Raw genomic sequence first — 15,974 nt, 5'->3', positions numbered from 1 at the left:
CCTCAGCCGGGCATTGCGCTGAGAGTGGTCAACGAGTACTCGGTGACCGCGATCAGCGCGGCCTTGGCCGAGTTGCGGTCGCGGGCATCCACGGCCACCACCGGGATGTGTTCCGGCAGGGCCAGCGCCTTGCGCACCGCCTGGGTGGGATGCTTTGGTGCGTCGTCGAACTCGTTCACCGCGACGATGAACGGCAACTTGCGGGCCTCGAAGAAATCGACCGCGGCGAAGCTGTCCTGCAGACGCCGCACGTCGACCAGGATGATGGCACCGATCGCGCCACGCACCAGGTCGTCCCACATGAACCAGAACCTGCGCTGCCCGGGTGTACCGAACAGGTACAGCACCAGATCCTCGTCGAGGGTGATCCGGCCGAAGTCCATCGCGACGGTGGTGGTGCGCTTGTCCGGAGTGCCGTCCAAGGCGTCGACACCCTCAGAGACGTTGGTTACCAACGCTTCTGTACGGAGAGGCATGATCTCGGACACCGCGCCCACGAATGTCGTCTTCCCTGCCCCGAACCCGCCGGATATGACGATCTTCGTCGACGCGGCCCCACGTCGGGGGGCGCCGGAGGCCGAGCGGGGTTCAGAGTGCTCGTAGGCCACGCAGGGTCCTTCCAATCAATTCGCGGCGTTCGTCGAAGCTAGCCGAATCATCAAGGGTGGCTTCCACCCGTAGATAACCCTGCGTCACCAGGTCCCCGATCAGCACGCGCGCCACGCCGAGGGGGAGGGATAAATGTGCGGCAATCTCGGCAACCGAAGGACTGCCGGTGCACAACTCTACGATCTGTGCGCGCACATCGTGCCCCGTCCAACGCGGTTCGCGCGTCGTGTCGGTTTTTCGCACCGGCGCTTCCAGCGGAAGATGCACGCGCGAGTCGGTACGGCCGGCCGTCAATGTGTACGGCCGCACCAAACTCGGTCGATCGGTGGCTTCTGGTTCGTCCACAGGCACCTCGCGAAGGGCAAGAAAGGGTCAGGGACTCAGGACGGTTGCGGTGTGCGGCGCGATGACTGCACCACCGCACCGACCCGCTCGACCAGGATGGCCATCTCATAGCCGACCTGGCCGATGTCGCACGAGGGGGCGGTCAGCGTGGCCAGGTTGGAGCCGTCACCCACCCGCATCAGCAGGAGGTAGCCGTTCTCCATCTCGACCACCGACTGCATCACATGGCCGCCGTTGAACAACTGGGATGCGCCGGTGGCCAAGCTGGCCAGGCCGGAGGCGACCGCGGCGAGCTGGTCGGCCCGCTCGATCGGCATGTGTTCGCTGGCTGCCATCAGGAGTCCGTCGGCCGAGACCAGCACCGCGTGGGACACCCCGGAAACCTCGCGGGCGAACTTGGACACGAGCCAGTCCAGGGAGTCGCGCTGCGTCGGACGGGTCATTCGTTATCGGTTCCTCTGGTCTCACGGGCATGCGATCGTCCGGCGTGCACGCCTCCGAAAAGGTTGCTGGTGCTCGTACGGACAGCCTCGGGGTCGCGTGGTTTGAATGCCGCGAACATGCCGCTGTCAGGTTCGTCTGCCGATGCTACCGCCTCGAAGCCGTCGTCGTTACGGTGCACTCCACCGTTGCGGTGACGGCCGTTGGACTCGCCCGAGGCGCCAACGGCGGCTGCGACGCCGCCCGGCACGAGACGCGCGCCCGGCGTACGCATGGGCAGGCCTTCCTCGGTGTGCTGTTCGACCGGCGCGTCCTGCGCGGCGGCAGCCACCGACCAGCCCTTCTCCCACACCGTCTGCCAGTCCAGGTCGGCGCTGCGCACATGGGTGGTCGGGTCGATCTCGAATTCCGAGACCATCGACTGATAGATCGAATCGCCCTCAGAGCTCTCGGCCTCGGCCGCGACGGCCTCGACGGATTCCTCGGGTACGGGCTCGGCTTGAGGAGCCGCACCGTTGACGCCTTCGGCGCCGTTCAGGCCGGCGCCGTTGAGGTCGCTCGCCCCGTTGAGACCGCTGTGGCCGTTGAGCCCGCTGTGGCCGTTGAGCCCGTTGAGTCCGTTGACCGCCTCAGCACCATTGACACCGTTGACGGCCGCCTGCCCGCGGGAGGCGAAGAACGACGATGTGTTGGTCGGAGACAGACGCCCGGCCTCCACGTCGTCATCGGCTTCCGTCTCGGGCCCCGCGCCGGCTTCGGCCTTGGCTTCACCCTTGGCCAGCGCTGCACTCTCTTCGGTGTGCACCGGCCACTGCTGTGGCCACTCCCCGACCGGCTCGTCCGCGGGCTGCTCGACAGGCTCCTCGACCGGCGCCTCGGCGTCCGGTTCCGGTTGCGGGGCGAGCGTGCCCGGCAGCTCCGAGATGCCGCTGGCACCGGGACTGCGCTGCGGCAGCAGGTCGAACGGCACCTCGGCGCCGTTGAGGTGGGGTTCGGCAGGGCCCGACCCGAACACCGACGCATCGGCAGGGTCGGCGTCCAACGAGAGGGCCGTCGTGATCCCGGCATGGGCGTCGACGGGCTGCCCGAAAGGAAGGTCGGCCGCGTCGCCACCGTCGCGGGCCAGAAGCGTGGCCGGGATGTACACCCCTGCCGTCGTGCCCGAACTGGGTTCTTCTGCGACGGTGCTGCGCAGCCGGACCACCAGACCGTGCTGGGTGGCCAGGCGACCGACCACGAACAGACCCATGTGACGGGCGGTGTAAGGGTTGACCTCACCGCCGGACTGCAGACGCGTGTTGGCGACCCGCAGGTCCGCCTCGGTCATGCCCAGGCCGACATCGCTCACCTCGATCACCAACGCACCCTTGGCCGCATGCACGGCCGACACCCGCACCTGCGAGATCGGCGGTGAGTAGCGCAGCGCGTTGTCGAGCAGCTCGGCCAGCAGGTGGATCAGATCGCCCGCCACCGCACCGGTGATCTCGACGTCGGCCACCGATGCGGTGACCACGCGGGCGTAGTCCTCCACTTCCGAGGCCGCGGCATTGATCACGGTCGCCAGTGGCACCGGACGGCTGTGCTCACGCGCCAGCTTGGAGCCGGACAGCACCAACAGGTTCGCGCCGTTGCGGCGCATGCGGGCGGCGAGATGGTCGAGCCGGAACAGGCTTTCCAGACGTTCCGGATCGTCCTCGTTGCGCTCCAGCTGATCGATGAGCGACAACTGCTGGTCGACGAGTGAGCGGCTGCGCCGCGACAACGTCTCGAACATGTCCGCGACCTGCAACTGCAGCTGAGCCTGTTCCCCGGCGAGGAACACCGCCTGCTCGTGCAGCTCGTCGACGGCGTGGGCCACCTGACCCACCTCTTCGGTGGTCTGCACCGGGATCGGGACGACCGGCACCAGCTCGCCGCCGGCGCGGACCCGTTCGATCTCCTTGGCCAGGTCCTGGTGGGCGACCTTGAGCGCGCTGTCGCGCAGCGTCCGCAGCGGGCGAACCAGCGAGCGGGCCACCAACAACACGATGACCATGGCACTGACGATCGCGGTCGCCACCAGGATGGCGTCCCGGATCGCGTCATTGCGGGCGTCGTTGGCCTGGGCCTCCACGGCAGCCGGAATGGCCGCGGTGGTGTCCTCGATGATGTGCCCGGCGATCTTGTTGGTCGCATCCAGCGAGGCCAGCATGTCCGGGTTACCGACGAGCGGGATGCCGGGATTCGACATCATCGCCATGCGCTTGACCATCTCGGCCCGAAGCGTCGCCGCTTCCTCGGAGCCACCGCCGAGCACCTTCGTCAGCGCGGCGACGGTGGACGGCTCGGTACCGGCCATCGTGATCATCGACGTGCGGAGCAATGGCTCCGGCTCGTCGCCACCCCGGTTGACCAGCATGCGCTGGATGGCCATCTGCCCGCGGGCACCGACCGCGCGGGCCAGCGCCTCCACCTGGGCGGCAACCGCCTGCTGATTGCTGTGCACCGAGCCGGTGATCGCGGCTTCGCCGGTCAGCAGCAGCGGGCCATAGTCGAGGATGCGCTGGCGCAGATCGATCGAATTCGACATCACCGCGTCGACGAGTTGCTGCCCCTTGCCGAGAAGACCGGACACGGCCTGATCGACGTCCTCGGGTACATCGGTGGCCTCCACCCGCTGCTGCAAGTCCGATTTGCGCTCCTCGAACGTCGACACCGCGGCCTGCCCGTCACCGCCCTCGGTCGCCGCGATGAGCACGCCCTCCATGGCGGCCATATACGCGTCGATATGGGGAATCAATTCGGCACGGTCAGCCGCGACCCGCAGATCGCCGGCAGCGCTTGCGCTGGCATAGATGCGCAAGCCACCGAACGTCGCGGCCAGGATCAACGGCACGAGGACGATGGCCAGAACTTTCCTGGTGACCGGCCAGTTGACCGGCGACCAGCGCGAAGGACGCTTGGCCGGAGCCGATGGTGCGGGCGAAAATTCGACGAGGGTGCCGTCAGCCTGTTTCAGCTGCGTAAAGGCAGTCATCGGCGCCCAACCGCGCTACCGGCTGTGTGGCCGCAATTTACTCGTGGGGCGTGATTCATAAGACTTCCTGCTGTTTCCGCCCACGCAGGGGCGGGCGTCAAACGCCTTGGCAATTGCACGAGTATGACAGCCGGGCGCGAGCGTTTCCACAATTCTTACTGAACAGACAGAGTTCGTGACCGAGCCGTAGCGCAGTTGTGTGGTAATCGAGCAAACAGTGCTGTCCTTGCCGAAACGTGTGCCGACTTTCCGTTCCCATTCCGGGTGCCGATTCACACCTCAATTCACAGCCGATTCGCTCATCCACGCGCCTTCGTACGATCATCGTCGGATGTTCCGGGTGTTGTTCTTTTCTCCTCGCATCGCACCGAACACCGGCAATGCGATCAGGATGGTGGCAGGTACCGGGTGTGAACTCCACCTGGTCGAGCCATTGGGTTTCGATCTGTCCGAACCCAAGCTGCGCCGGGCCGGCCTGGACTACCACGACCTGGCATCGGTGACGGTGCACACCGATCTGGAAGCCGCGTGGCGCGTGTTGATGCCTGCCCGCGTCTATGCGTTCACCGCGCATGCGTCGACCCCGTTCACCGAGGTCTCCTACCAACCGGGAGATGTGCTGATGTTCGGCCCGGAACCCACCGGACTGGATATGCAGACCCTCGCCGATCCGAATATCACCGCGCAGGTACGTATTCCGATGCTCGCCGGCAGGCGGTCACTGAATCTCTCCAATGCCGCGGCCGTCGCCGCCTATGAGGCATGGCGCCAACACGGTTTCGCCGGCGGCGTCTAGTTACGCCACGGGCGTGGGCCGGCAAGCGACCCACGCCCGAATCTCACAGAGAGTTCATACTCCCGCTTCACAGTTTCACCGGTGGCAACAGGCGCCCCAGGGGGCTCCGGTCTCACCAACTGCCGGCCTCACCACCTGTCCCAGTGCGAGAACTGCTCGGCCGGAAGGCGCTTGGCCTTCTTGAAGTCGGTGCCCTTGGTGTAGGCGATCGGGAACAGGCCCGCCTGGGCGTACCGATCGAACGGAATGCCGAGCACTTCGGCGGCCTGCTTCTCGCCGTCACCGAGCAGGTGCAGCGTGGTCCAGGCCGAGCCGAGGCCACGCGAGCGCAACGCCAGCATGAAACTCCACACCGCGGGCAGCAGCGACCCCCAGAACGACGCGGACATGCCGGCGGGTGCACCGTCCGGCCGGCCCTCGAGGCATGGGATCAGCAGTACCGGGGCCTTCTCGAAGTTCTCGTTCAGATACTTGGCCGAACTCATCACCGCATCGATCTGCTGATCGCGGATGTCGCCCCGCTCGGGCTTCGGCAGATCCAGGTACGGGTTGGCGTTCGACCGGTAGATGTCGGCCAACGCCTTCTTCTTTGCCGGGTCCTCGACGAAAACCCATTGCCAGCCTTGCGCATTCGAACCAGTGGGCGCCTGAAGGGCCAGGTCCAGACATTCTGTGATGACCTCACGTGGCACCGGCTTCTCGAAGTCGAGACGTTTGCGCACCGAGCGAGTGGTGGTCAGGAGCTCATCGACGGTCAAGTTCAGGGCTGGTTCGGCTGTCATGCCGCGAGACTACAACGTCCACCGAAACGTCCACCGAAACCGAACAGCTCCCCAGCAGTTTGCTGGGGAGCTGTCAATCATCGTGCGCCGCAGTGAATCTCAGCTAACCGATGAAGGTAGCGAATCGTCGCCGGATCGGCGACATCGCACGGGTCGATCAGCCGGCGTTTTCGGAGACCAGGACGGGTTCCCAGCCGTTGGCCTGCGACTCGTCGGACGAACCGTATTCAACCGGGTTCGGAACGGCATGGATGCCATGGTCGTCGCCGGGCAACCCGCCCAGCGCTGCGATGGTGTCGCGGATCTTGGCCGCCTCGGCGTCGGTCGGCGTTGCGCCGGCCTCGAGTTCGTCGAGCAGGCCGTCACGCAGGCCGGCGCCGTTGGCCACTTCCTGAGCCGACAACTTGGCGTGGATGCGGGTGACGTAGATCTGCTGTCCCAGAGAGGATCCCGGCGCCGCGGCGGCGTGGGCCATCAGCGAGTCATACCGCTGACGGACTCCGCTCAGCGCCACGATGACCGCGGGAGACGGCCGGCTACTGCTGGCCGCCTCGGCCAGTGAGGCACGCAGCTTGCGCAGGCCGGACAGGACAACGTCGGCGCGCTTGTGGAACTTCTTGTCCTCGGGGAAAGGCAGTGCATCGATCGCGGCGGAATACATGTGCATCGCCGCTTCCGACAGACTGACGATGACCGCCGAATCACCTTCCAGCGTCGCGTTTTGTCCCATGGGCCCTCAATTCTCAAGCGAAAAGATCAACAGAAAGTGAGCGGCCGGTTGCCGGACCCGTCGGACCCGTTCACCGCCGCTCGCGGTGAGCACGCCGATGACACTAGCGGTTTCGGAGCGGCACGTCATCGCTAGGGGCCCTTGAAGAATGACGAAAAACAGGCTATGCGGGCGCGGGTGCCACCAGCCGGTAACACCGGCCGGCGACCGTGGTCCTACTCTGAACGCGGCACGGTGGCAGGCTTGGCCGACGGGAGGTCGACATGGCCGGACTAACTGACTCGACAACGGTCGCTGAGTCTTCAGGGGGCGCCCCGTTGGATTACGGACAGAACGGCGACGCAACCGAACCCATGCGAGTAGTGGCTGCCCTGGATCCAGAGCCGGCGCCCAAGGCGTCGCCGGTCGACGCCAAGACCGGTATCTGGTGGCTGGTGTGCGGCGGCGTGGGAATTCTGGGCATCGTCGGGTTCCTGCTGTTCGGTCCGGGCCAGTCCGGGAGCAAGGCGGAGTGGTTCTTCGGCGCCGTCGTCTTCGTCGTGGCGATGGTGACGGTGTGGCTGACCCTCGCCATCCAGCGTCAGGCCAAATACGACATCGCCCAAGCCGGCGAACGTCTGCGCCGGGAGCTGGCGGCCGCCGATGAACGCTCGGCGCTGGAACTCGCCCTGACCCAGAAATGGCATCGGGCGCAGATGGAGTCCCAGCAGAAACTGCACCACGCCGAACTCGTGGCCCAGCGGGAGCTGGCCCGCATCGAACGCAACAACCTGCTCGATCAACTGCAGAAGCAGGCGATGATCGAGGTGTCACGCGCTGTGGGCGCCCACACCCGGATGCTCGCGGCGCTGTGGTCCGAAGGGGCGAGCCAACTGCGCAACCCCGATCGCGACGAGCGGGAAACCGCGATGAACGCGATCTTCGAGCAGATCAGCCAAGTGGTGAGCGACGTTTCGGTCGAACTCGACAACGCCCACCTGGTCAGCCAGGACGATCGGCTGCAGGATGCGCTCAACCGGATCAACGACGCGGTGCTGTTGGCCATCCAGGTCGCCGAGGATCTGCATGCCGACGTGGTCGAGGGCCGCACGCCCGAAACCAATCCCATCCCGGCCGTGCAACGCCTGCTGCACGAGCGGGCCACCGCCGCGCGGCGGATGGCGTGGTCGCTGTTGCGGACCGGGCTTGAGGACGGCACCGGCGCGGGTACGCCCAGTGGGCCCGGAGCAGAGTCGAGCTGACCCGCCTCAACGGAAATCCCGCGACCGGGAGCCGACTCGTAGCTTGACCGGGTCCATCCGGTCGGCGATCACGGTGACCGCTCCCGTCGCGTTCTGCACGATGCCACGGACCACCAGCGCCGGCGCGGTCTGGGCCAGCTTGCGGTAGCGCGCCCACACACCGGGGGCACACAGCACGTTGACCATCCCGGTCTCGTCCTCCAGGTTCATGAACGTCACGCCCTGCGCGGTCGCCGGACGCTGCCGGTGAGTTACCGCGCCGGCAACCAGGATCCGCGTTCCGTCGACGACGTCGAGCAACTTGTCCGCGGGAATCACACCGAGCGCGTCGAGGTCGGCGCGCAGGTACTGGGTGGGATAGCTGTCCGGTGAGATACCGGTGGCCCACACGTCGGCGGCCGACAGCTCCAGCGCGCTCATCCCGGGCAGCGGCGGGACATGCGAGGAAGAACCCACTCCCGGCAGCCGGTCCGGCCGCTCGGTGGCCGCCGCCCCCGCCGCCCACAACGCCTCGCGTCGGCTGATCCCGAAACAGCCCAGCGCACCGGCGGTGGCCAGCGCCTCGGTCTGGGGTACCGACAGCTGTACCCGGTTGGTCAGATCGATGAGGGAGGTAAACGGCCCGTTGGTATTTCGCTCGTCGACCAGGCGTTCCGCCAACTCGTCACCGATGTGGCGGACACTGCCCACCCCCAGCCGCACGTCCATCCCGTGATTTTCCAGCGTGGCGTAGGCCAGACTGGCGTTGACGTCAGGGCCGTGCACCACCACCCCGTGCCGGCGCGCGTCGGCGACCAGTGACTGTGGCGAGTAGAACCCCATCGGCTGAGCCCGTAGCAGCGCCGCGCAGAACGCTGCCGGGTGGTGCAGTTTGAACCACGACGAGTAGAACACCAGCGACGCGAAACTCAGCGAATGACTCTCCGGGAAACCGAAATTGGCGAAGGCCTCGAGCTTCTCGTAGATCCGCTCGGCCACCTCACCGGTGATGCCATGCAACTCTCGCATGCCGTCGTAGAACCGGCTGCGCAGCCGTCGCATCTTCTCGGTGGAGCGTTTGGAGCCCATCGCCCGGCGCAACTGATCAGCCTCGGCGGGGGTGAAACCCGCACAGTCGACTGCCAGTTGCATGAGTTGTTCCTGGAACAGCGGAACACCCAGCGTTTTCTTCAGCGCCGGTTCCATCGACGGGTGCTCGTAGGTGACCTTCTCCAACCCGTTGCGCCGCTTGATGTAGGGGTGTACAGAGCCGCCCTGGATCGGGCCGGGCCGGATCAGCGCCACCTCGACCACCAGGTCGTAGAACTTCCTCGGCTTGAGCCGGGGCAGGGTGGCCATCTGCGCGCGGGACTCCACCTGGAACACCCCGACCGAGTCGGCTTTCTGCAGCATTTCGTAGACCGCAGGCTCCGACAGGTCCAGCTTGGCCAGGTCGACGGTGATGCCCTTGTGTTCGGCCAGCAGATCGATGGCGTAGTGCAGCGCCGAGAGCATCCCGAGACCGAGCAGGTCGAACTTGACCAAACCGATTGCCGCACAGTCGTCTTTGTCCCACTGCAGCACGCTGCGGTTGGCCATGCGGGCCCACTCCACCGGGCACACGTCGGCGATCGGGCGGTCACAGATCACCATGCCACCCGAGTGGATACCGAGGTGCCGCGGCAGGTTGGCGATCTGGGTGGCCAACTCGATGACCGGCTGCGGGATGTCTTCGGCCTCCGGCGAGTCCGGGCGTCCGTTCCACCGGCTGAGCTGCTTGCTCCAGGCATCCTGCTGCCCCTGGGAGAAACCCAGCGCCCTGGCCATGTCGCGGACCGCACTGCGGCCGCGATAGGTGATGACATTGGCCACCTGCGCCGCGTAGTCACGGCCGTAGCGTTCGTAGACATACTGAATGACGTTCTCGCGCAAGTCAGATTCGATGTCGATGTCGATGTCGGGCGGGCCGTCGCGGGCCGGGGACAGGAATCGCTCGAAGAGCAGTTCGTTGGCGATCGGGTCGACGTTGGTGACCTTGAGTGCGTAGCAGACCGCCGAATTGGCTGCCGATCCCCTGCCCTGGCACAGGATGGCGTTGTCCCGGCAGAATCGGGTGATGTCGTGCACCACAAGGAAATAGCCGGGGAACTTCAGCTGCTCGATGATGCGCAGTTCGTGTTCGATCTGCGCATATGCCTTCACGGCTCGCTCCTGCGGTCCGTACCGCTCGGCCGCCCCGGTCATCACCAACTCGCGCAACCAACTGTCCTCGGTATGTCCGGCTGGAACGTCGAACGGTGGCAGCTGCGGGGCGATGAGCGCCAGCCCGAAGGCGCACTGCTCACCGAGATCCGCCGCGGCCGTGACGATCTCCGTACCGAACAGCCTGGCCATCTCCTCCCCCGACCGCAGGTGGGACCCGCCGAGCGGGGCCAGCCAGCCCGCAGCGGTGTCCATCGAGTTGCGCGCCCGGATCGCGGCCATCGCCATGGCCAGCCGGCCCCGGTCGGGAGCGGCGAAGTGCGCACCCGTGGTGGCGACCACGCTCAGCCCGAACCGCGGAGCCAGGCCGGCCAGGACGGCGTTACGTTCGTCGTCACACGGGTGGCCGTGATGGGCAAGCTCGATACTGACCCGGTCGGACCCGAACCGGTCCACCAGATCGGCCAGTGCGGCGGCGGCCGCTTCCGGACCTCCTTGGGAAAATGCTTGGCGGACATGGCCTTTACGGCACCCGGTGAGGATGTGCCAGTGGCCACCGGCGGCCTCGGTGAGCCCGTCGAAGTCGTAGCGCGGCTTACCCTTCTCGCCTCCGGCCAGATGCGCCTTGGCGATCTCCCGGGAGAGCCGTCGATACCCTTCCGGACCGCGGGCCAGCACCAGCAGATGCGGGCCTGGCGGGTCGGGATCCTCCGTACGGGGAATGTTCCCCAGTGACAACTCGGCACCGAACACCGTGGCCACGTCCAGCTCCCTGGCCGCCTCGGCGAACCGGACCACACCGTAGAGCCCGTCGTGATCGGTCAGCGCGAGCGCCCGCAGGTTCAGCCGGGCCGCCTCCTCGACCAACTCCTCCGGCGTACTCGCGCCATCGAGGAAGCTGTACGCCGAATGTGCGTGCAGTTCGGCATACCGGACCGACGTTCGCGGCCGGTCGAGTTCCGGGGGCTGATAGATGCCGCGCTTACGTGACCAGGCCGGGCTGTCCCCGCCGTCGCCTGCGGGCTCCAATGGCAGACCGGAACGGCGAGGCTTGCCATCCGTGGCGTGCCGCGGCAACCGGCCTGAGAGTACCCGCTCCATCTCCGACCAGCTCGGCGGCCCGTTGTGCCAACCCACCACGCCAGTGTATCGAACATTTGTTCGAGCTTCAGCCCGGGTATGTCCATCCGCTGTGCGCCCAGAACGGCGAGCAGCCGCATCGCCTCCTCGGCCTAGGTGTAGGTCACCTCGTGATGCCGATCACGACGCCGCACCCTACGATGCCGTTGGGCTGGGGATCGGCTGGAAAAGGACGGGCAATGGCATCGACATCAGTATCAACCAGGTACATCGGCTATGTCGGTGGTGTCGCGGTAGCCGCGGGAGTCGGGGCGGCGATCGCCGTGGCCGGCCAGGGCACTGCCCATGCCGATTCGACTGACGGTGCGTCCAAGGAATCGCCCAGCCGCACATCGCAACACGTCAACGCCGGCCCCAAGCGCGGCGAGACCAAGGCCGGCGACACCAAGCGGACCAAGCCCGTGTCAGGCGTCGCCAAGGTCAAGGACGCGGTCAAGGACAGCATCGACAAGCGGGCCGGCAGGATCGAGAAAGCCGCCGCACATGTCACCAAGGCCGTTGAGGACGCCAAACCCGCCAAGCCGGTGGCGGTCAAGCCGAAGCCCAGTGCCGAGGAGTTCGAGGCCGGCCAGGTCGCCAAGCTCAAGGAGCTGTTCAATCCCAAGCCGGCGCCCGTGGTGGAGGACAAGCCGGACACCGAATCCGTCGCGCAGCCGGTGAGCAGGACCTTGGCCACCCCGAAGGTCGGCGCGGTGCAGGCCCAGGCCGACACCGCCGCGGACGACCAGGCGTGGGACCCGAACCCGTTCCGTGCCGACGACCCGGAGCCGACCGACATTCCCGACGCGATCATGAATCTCCGGAACGCACTGATGGCCGCGTCACCCGATGAACTCGATCCACTCGTGCGCGAGGCGACCGAGCAGATCTACCGGGGCAGCCAGATGATCCCCTGGGTCAACGCCGTGATCCCGATCGCCAAGATCGTGGAGCATGCGGCTCCCGCGGTCGGAAGCGACGACGCGGCACGCGCCGCCCGGCAGACCATCATCAACGAGTTGATCAAGACCACCCCGCCGGGGTCGTTCATCTACTACGGCTACGACCTCGTCGCCGACGTGATCAATCTGGAGGGCCCCGGCGCCGAGCTCAAGGACACCGCGGTGACCACGGTGTGGGATCTGCTGGATCCGTTCGAGTTGGCGCACAACACGGGCGAATCGGGTATCGGCAACGCGGCCGGATAGCCCCGCGTCCACCGCGAAATCGACGCCATGGTCGTAAATCCCGTGCGATGACGACCATTTCGTCGGTTTCGCGGCGCCTCGGCGGACCTACTCCACGAGCGACGGCGTGTCGTACCGCAGCGTCGCACCCTGGAAGAAGGCAGGATTGACCGACCGCCACACCAACATCAGCACGGCGCCCAGGATCAGCACGCCGAAGCCGATGAAGAACACCAGCCCGATGCCGCCGATCGCCGCGCCGCTGGCGTTCTCCGGGTTCATGCTCTCGCCGATCGAGATCACGAACACCGCCGCCAGCACGATTCCGCCGACCAGCGGGAACAGGAACTTGAACACCATGTTGTGGACGCTGGTGAACAACTCCCGACGGAAGTACCAGACACACGCGAACGCCGTGATGCCGTAGTACCAGCAGATCATGATGCCAAGGGCGGCAATGGTATCCAGCAACGCACTCTCCGACAGCAGGCTCACCACGGTGTAGAACACACCGGTGACCACGCCTGCGGTGATGGTCGCGAAGCTGGGCACCAGGTAGCGGGGGCTCACCTCGGCGAAACGCGACGGGAACGCCTTGTAGGCACCCATCGCCAGCATCGCCCGCGCGGCGGGCAGGAACGTGGTCTGCAGACTGGCCACCGATGAGGCCAGGATCGCCAGGAACAGCAGTGGCCCCGCCCAGGTACCCAGCACCGGATCCGCCAACGCGGCGAACACGTTCTCGGCATTGTCCGGGTTGCCCAGCCCGAGGTCGGTTTCCCCGACGCCGGCGTACATCATCACCGCGACCGCGATCAACAGATACGTCGCCAGGATCGACAGCACGCACAACAGCCCGGCCCGACCCGGCACCTTCGTGGGATCCTTGGATTCCTCGCCCAGCGTCAGGCACGTGTCCCAGCCCCAGAAGGCGAAGATCGACCCCGTGACACCAACCACGAAGGCGCTCAACGCGAGTCCGCTGAACGGGTTGAACCAGTCCAGGTCGAAAGACAACCCGGCCGGCGCGTCGCCGCGCCCCACATGGACGAACGCCATCACCGCGAACGCCACGAGCACCACCATCTGGAAACCGACCAGCACGTACTGCACCCGTTCACTGGTGGTGATACCACGACTGGCGATGGCGGTGGCGATGACCAGGAACACCAGCGTGGTGACGATGTTGATGACCTTGTTGCCGGCGAGGTCGGCGATCGACGCGTGATTGGTGATCCGGGCGATGAACAGATAGAAGAACTCGACGGCGATCGCGGCGAGGTTGGACAGCACGATGATGGACGCGACCACCATGCCCCATCCGCACATCCACCCGACATAGGGGCCGAACGCCTTGGTGGACCATGTGAACGACGCACCGCAATCGGGCGCACGCGAGTTGAGTTCGCGGTAGGCGTAGGCGGTCAGGAACATCGGGATGAATCCGGCGATGAAGATCGCCGGCATCTTCAGGCCGACTGCGGCGACGATCAACCCGATACTGGCGGTCAGCGTGTATCCGGGCGCCACACAAGAGATCCCGAGGATCGCACCCGAGAACGTGCCGACCTTGCCCGCGGCCAGGCCCTTGGACACCAGTCCTGCGGAGTGCTCGGCCTCCTCGAGCTTCTGGTGGGACTCGTGTGCCGATGCGGACTCAGTCATGAGCGTCCTCGCCGTCTTTCAGTTCATCCCGGGGCACAACCACCATCGGCACGTCCAACACCCGCAGCATCTTGGCCGCCGTGGAACCGAGGAAGATCCGCCGCGGTGCACTGAGCCGGCTGGACCCCACCATGATGATGTCGCCGTCATCCCAGCCCAGCTGTTCGACGGCAGCCTCGACCGTGGGACCGTTCACGATCGTGGAGGTGACCGGAAAGTCCGCGGGTAGTTCGCTTCTGGCAGCATCCAGGGTCCGCTGGGCATGGGCGAGCGCATGTTCGCGCCGCGCGTCGTCGTCACCTCGCAGCGAGCCGAAGGCGGGGTCGAGCGCCACCAGCGACACCAGCCGCAGCGGCACTCCCGCCGCCCGGCTGGCCCGTACCGCGGTGTCCAGCAACAGATCCGAACCCTGGCGCTCACCGATCGCGCAGGTGATCTCGTGAACCCGCTCCACCCTGGAGAAGCGGGTTCCACGCGGCGCCACGGCGACCGGAACCGGTGAGGAGTGCAGCAGCTCGCTGACCACCGACCCCAGCGAGTAACTGCCGACCAGCCCACCTCCGGAACCGCCGACCACGATGGCACTCGCCTGCAATCGCAGCGCCTCGCGGATCAGCCCATCGGTGAACGATTCGTCGAAGCTCAGATGGGTGTGTGCCACAACGTCGTCGGGCACCGAGGCCAGCGCCTCGTCCAACCAGGTCTGAGCCTGGCCGGCCACCACCTCCTCGTAGCCGCCCTTGGGACCGATGCCCGCCGGAGCGGTGTCGGGCGGCAGGACGATGCAGATGTCGATCTCAGCGCCCAGCACGCGGGCGAACCGGACCGAAAGGGCCAACGCATCGGCGCCGCCGGGGGTGGCGAGATACCCAACGACCAGGTTTGCCTGCGCCATCTGCCACCGCCCATCCCGCACCGCGCCGGTGCGACGTCGTATTCGATCCTGTCAACCCACCATGCGGCGTGCAGGGCTTCTACGAAATTGCCGGATCACTCGGTGTACTCGGCGGCGCCGTCCTCGAGCACGAGCCGGGCCTCGGCACCGTCGGACCCGCCGGCCTCGGTGCGGAAGACCGCACGTCCCGGTTCGGTGCGCCAGATCGACGTCGTCAGCGTCTCGCCCGGGAACACCGGCGAACTGAATCGCGCCGCCACCGCATGAACCTTCGTCGCGTCGCCGCCACCGAGCGCGGCGACCAGGGCCCGACCGGCCACGCCATAGGTGCACAGCCCGTGCAGGATCGGCTTCGGGAACCCCGCGAGATTCTGCGCGAACCAGGGATCGCTGTGCAGCGGATTGCGGTCACCGGAGAGCCGATAGATCAGCGCCTGGTCCTCGCGCGTGGGCAGCACCACCTGCGCGTCGGGTGCCCGGTCCGGAATCTGCGGCGCGGCGGGGCGCTGCCCGGGCTGCCCGCCGAATCCGCCCTCACCCCGAATCACCACGGTGGTAAGGGTTTCCGCGACAACCTCGCCGCTGGCCGGGTCGGTGCCGATGCCCTTGAGCATGACCACCGCGTTCTTGCCCTCCCCCTTGTCCTGGATGTCGACCACCTCGGAGACGACGCTCAGCTTTCCGGCCGGGGGCAACGGCCGGTGCAGCCGGATCTCCTGGGACCCGTGCAGCAGCATGCTGAAGTTGAAGGTGCCGATCTTGAGCGCCGCCGGAAAGGCCGAGCAGGCGATCACCGCATAGGTGGGCAGCACCTGCTGTTCGATCTCGTGACTGTTCTCGGTGGTGAAGGCAAGGTCATCGGTTCCCGCACCGACGCCGATCGCGTACAGCAAGGTGTCGCGGTCGGTCCAGTCGAACGAAATCGGATCGGTCGTCTCGCCAATGGCATCAGGATTGAGTGGCATGC

At 66.6% G+C, this 15,974-nt stretch carries 13 protein-coding genes; 3 read left to right on the top strand and 10 right to left on the bottom strand.

Annotated features, from left to right (window positions below; translation table 11 throughout):
* Positions 1 to 2: 2 nt before the first annotated feature.
* From QQ25_RS08810 to QQ25_RS08795, 4 genes are read right to left on the bottom strand one after another with little or no spacing between them, the layout of a single operon-like run.
* Positions 3 to 608, bottom strand: a complete 606-nt coding sequence (locus QQ25_RS08810) for a GTP-binding protein (RefSeq protein ID WP_039317248.1) — start codon at positions 606 to 608, stop codon at positions 3 to 5.
* The gene (locus tag QQ25_RS08805; RefSeq protein WP_039318403.1) at positions 589 to 954 is read right to left on the bottom strand and encodes a DUF742 domain-containing protein; all 366 of its coding nucleotides are present in this window, start codon (positions 952 to 954) and stop codon (positions 589 to 591) included. The genes QQ25_RS08810 and QQ25_RS08805 overlap by 20 nt, the downstream gene beginning before the upstream one ends.
* Before the next feature lie 35 nt (positions 955 to 989).
* Positions 990 to 1,397 (bottom strand): roadblock/LC7 domain-containing protein, encoded by a 408-nt coding sequence (locus QQ25_RS08800; protein WP_003882323.1) that lies wholly within the window; start codon positions 1,395 to 1,397, stop codon positions 990 to 992.
* On the bottom strand, positions 1,394 to 4,411 hold the full coding sequence (locus QQ25_RS08795) for a HAMP domain-containing sensor histidine kinase (RefSeq protein WP_039378268.1): 3,018 nt from the start codon (positions 4,409 to 4,411) through the stop codon (positions 1,394 to 1,396). The genes QQ25_RS08800 and QQ25_RS08795 overlap by 4 nt, the downstream gene beginning before the upstream one ends.
* Positions 4,412 to 4,742: 331 nt before the next feature.
* Between QQ25_RS08795 and QQ25_RS08790 the strand changes: the two genes are divergently transcribed.
* The gene (locus QQ25_RS08790) at positions 4,743 to 5,207 is read left to right on the top strand and encodes a tRNA (cytidine(34)-2'-O)-methyltransferase (RefSeq protein ID WP_039317246.1); all 465 of its coding nucleotides are present in this window, start codon (positions 4,743 to 4,745) and stop codon (positions 5,205 to 5,207) included.
* 128 nt (positions 5,208 to 5,335) lie between these two features.
* On the opposite strand, the gene QQ25_RS08785 is transcribed toward QQ25_RS08790, so the two are convergent.
* Both QQ25_RS08785 and QQ25_RS08780 read right to left on the bottom strand, forming a co-directional pair.
* On the bottom strand, positions 5,336 to 5,989 hold the full coding sequence (locus QQ25_RS08785; RefSeq protein WP_039378266.1) for a nitroreductase family protein: 654 nt from the start codon (positions 5,987 to 5,989) through the stop codon (positions 5,336 to 5,338).
* Between the two features lie 157 nt (positions 5,990 to 6,146).
* Positions 6,147 to 6,719 (bottom strand): hypothetical protein, encoded by a 573-nt coding sequence (locus QQ25_RS08780; protein WP_039317244.1) that lies wholly within the window; start codon positions 6,717 to 6,719, stop codon positions 6,147 to 6,149.
* Positions 6,720 to 6,982: 263 nt separating this feature from the next.
* Here QQ25_RS08780 and QQ25_RS08775 point away from each other — a divergent pair, with 263 nt between their 5' ends.
* Positions 6,983 to 7,960 carry a hypothetical protein gene (locus tag QQ25_RS08775; RefSeq protein WP_039378264.1) on the top strand — a complete coding sequence of 326 codons (978 nt, stop codon included), beginning with the start codon at positions 6,983 to 6,985 and terminating at the stop codon, positions 7,958 to 7,960.
* A 6-nt stretch (positions 7,961 to 7,966) separates the two neighbouring features.
* Here the strand turns inward: QQ25_RS08775 and QQ25_RS08770 are convergent, their stop codons facing one another.
* Complete coding sequence (locus tag QQ25_RS08770; protein WP_039378263.1) at positions 7,967 to 11,278, bottom strand: error-prone DNA polymerase; 3,312 nt, start codon at positions 11,276 to 11,278, stop codon at positions 7,967 to 7,969.
* 182 nt (positions 11,279 to 11,460) lie between these two features.
* Between QQ25_RS08770 and QQ25_RS08765 the strand changes: the two genes are divergently transcribed.
* Positions 11,461 to 12,468, top strand: coding sequence for an NADH-quinone oxidoreductase subunit E (locus QQ25_RS08765; protein WP_234711879.1), 1,008 nt, complete (start codon positions 11,461 to 11,463; stop codon positions 12,466 to 12,468).
* A gap of 87 nt (positions 12,469 to 12,555) precedes the next feature.
* On the opposite strand, the gene QQ25_RS08760 is transcribed toward QQ25_RS08765, so the two are convergent.
* The 3 genes from QQ25_RS08760 to QQ25_RS08750 all read right to left on the bottom strand — a co-directional run bounded on the left by QQ25_RS08760 (position 12,556) and on the right by QQ25_RS08750 (position 15,972).
* Positions 12,556 to 14,112 carry an APC family permease gene (locus QQ25_RS08760; RefSeq protein WP_039317238.1) on the bottom strand — a complete coding sequence of 519 codons (1,557 nt, stop codon included), beginning with the start codon at positions 14,110 to 14,112 and terminating at the stop codon, positions 12,556 to 12,558.
* Positions 14,105 to 15,007 carry a universal stress protein gene (locus QQ25_RS08755; protein ID WP_039318401.1) on the bottom strand — a complete coding sequence of 301 codons (903 nt, stop codon included), beginning with the start codon at positions 15,005 to 15,007 and terminating at the stop codon, positions 14,105 to 14,107. The genes QQ25_RS08760 and QQ25_RS08755 overlap by 8 nt, the downstream gene beginning before the upstream one ends.
* 95 nt (positions 15,008 to 15,102) lie before the next feature.
* Positions 15,103 to 15,972: a MaoC family dehydratase gene (locus QQ25_RS08750; protein WP_039378259.1), complete on the bottom strand. Its 870-nt coding sequence runs from the start codon at positions 15,970 to 15,972 to the stop codon at positions 15,103 to 15,105.
* Positions 15,973 to 15,974 lie beyond the last annotated feature (2 nt).

It is taken from the genome of Mycolicibacterium setense (assembly GCF_000805385.1).
In the GTDB taxonomy this organism is placed as follows: Bacteria; Actinomycetota; Actinomycetes; order Mycobacteriales; family Mycobacteriaceae; genus Mycobacterium; species Mycobacterium setense.
Note: the sequence above shows the minus strand (reverse complement) of the source record. Positions and strands in the feature narration are given on the sequence as shown.

Excerpts from the sequence above, each read along its gene's own strand:
- QQ25_RS08800 (WP_003882323.1), bottom strand. The coding sequence starts at position 1,397 with ATGACCCGTCCGACGCAGCGCGACTCCCTGGACTGGCTCGTGTCCAAG.
- QQ25_RS08795 (WP_039378268.1), bottom strand. The coding sequence starts at position 4,411 with ATGACTGCCTTTACGCAGCTGAAACAGGCTGACGGCACCCTCGTCGAA.
- QQ25_RS08790 (WP_039317246.1), top strand. The coding sequence starts at position 4,743 with ATGTTCCGGGTGTTGTTCTTTTCTCCTCGCATCGCACCGAACACCGGC.
- QQ25_RS08785 (WP_039378266.1), bottom strand. The coding sequence starts at position 5,989 with ATGACAGCCGAACCAGCCCTGAACTTGACCGTCGATGAGCTCCTGACC.
- QQ25_RS08780 (WP_039317244.1), bottom strand. The coding sequence starts at position 6,719 with ATGGGACAAAACGCGACGCTGGAAGGTGATTCGGCGGTCATCGTCAGT.
- QQ25_RS08775 (WP_039378264.1), top strand. The coding sequence starts at position 6,983 with ATGGCCGGACTAACTGACTCGACAACGGTCGCTGAGTCTTCAGGGGGC.
- QQ25_RS08765 (WP_234711879.1), top strand. The coding sequence starts at position 11,461 with ATGGCATCGACATCAGTATCAACCAGGTACATCGGCTATGTCGGTGGT.
- QQ25_RS08760 (WP_039317238.1), bottom strand. The coding sequence starts at position 14,112 with ATGACTGAGTCCGCATCGGCACACGAGTCCCACCAGAAGCTCGAGGAG.
- QQ25_RS08755 (WP_039318401.1), bottom strand. The coding sequence starts at position 15,007 with ATGGCGCAGGCAAACCTGGTCGTTGGGTATCTCGCCACCCCCGGCGGC.
- QQ25_RS08750 (WP_039378259.1), bottom strand. The coding sequence starts at position 15,972 with ATGCCACTCAATCCTGATGCCATTGGCGAGACGACCGATCCGATTTCG.